Source organism: Synechococcus sp. R55.7 (assembly GCF_047461955.1).
GTDB lineage: Bacteria > Cyanobacteriota > Cyanobacteriia > Thermostichales > Thermostichaceae > Thermostichus.
This window is the reverse complement of sequence record NZ_JANSIC010000381.1, coordinates 1-1049: the sequence shown is the minus strand read 5'-3', so window position 1 is coordinate 1049 and position 1049 is coordinate 1. Positions and strand designations below refer to the sequence as shown.

1 protein-coding gene is annotated in these 1049 nt (G+C 53.5%); it reads right to left on the bottom strand.

Annotated features, from left to right (window positions below; translation table 11 throughout):
- Nucleotides 1-179 precede the first annotated feature (179 nt).
- Nucleotides 180-830, bottom strand: coding sequence for a peroxiredoxin (locus NW820_RS12630; RefSeq protein ID WP_414407673.1), 651 nt, complete (start codon nt 828-830; stop codon nt 180-182).
- Nucleotides 831-1049 lie beyond the last annotated feature (219 nt).

Sequence of the window (1049 nt, the reverse complement as noted above, 5' to 3'; positions counted from 1 at the left end):
ATAAATTTCATCGCTACTTCACAGTAGATGAGCTGGCCAAAAAAGCAGCAGAGGCAGCCTCCTTCCCCGAACAGTAAAAAGGATCCCCGATAAGGGGATCCAGACCAAAAGGATCCCAGCTTTACCCGACGAAGGGATCCCTTCTCAAGCGCCCGTCAAAGTTGGTGTTCGGGCTTTTACTACTTATTAGGCTGAGGGGTGACCCGCAAATAAGGCTTAATTTCCTGATAGCCTTTCGGGAACTTCTCTTTCAGCACTTCCGGATCTTTCAGCGAAGGCGGAATGATGACATCGTCACCGTCTTTCCAGTCGGCGGGAGTGACAACGTTATACTTATCCGTCAGCTGTAGGGCATCGATCACCCGCAGGAGCTCGTCGAAGTTGCGGCCTGTGCTGGCCGGGTAGGTAAGAATGAGGCGTATCTTCTTGTTGGGATCGATGATGAACACCGAGCGCACCGTCAGGGGCAGCCCTTCTTGGTTGATGTTGGTTTGATCCAACATGCCGTAGAGCTGAGAGACCTTGCGGTCTGCATCTGCCAAGATGGGATAGTTCAGGGTGGTGTTCTGGGTTTCCTCGATGTCTTTTACCCAGCCGACGTGGGAGTCCACATCGTCCACACTGAGGGCGATCACCTTCACACCCCGCTTTTCAAATTCGGGCATCAGCTTCGCAACAGTGCCTAGCTCCGTGGTGCAGACCGGCGTGTAGTCGGCGGGGTGAGAGAACAGCACCACCCAGCTATCTCCAGCCCAAGAGTAGAAGTCAATTTCGCCGTGGGTGGACTTTTGCGTGAAATTGGGAGCAGTATCGCCAAGTCGGAGAGACATACGCTCTTGATCCTCCGTAAAAGGGTTCAATCCGGTGAGACAGGGATCCGAATCCTTCGACCCGATCCCTCCCGATCTTGCCACATAACTCCACTTTTCCGAGCGGATTGCAGGTGATTTTAAGATTGTCCTCACCTAAGCCGCTACTGAGGGAAGACGACATGGGGATCCACCAGCTCGGCTACGAATTGGTGCAGGATGGTGACATAGCGCTCTCTG

Bases quoted from the DNA above. Each gene is read 5' to 3' on its own strand.
- NW820_RS12630 (WP_414407673.1), bottom strand. From the start codon at position 830: ATGTCTCTCCGACTTGGCGATACTGCTCCCAATTTCACGCAAAAGTCC.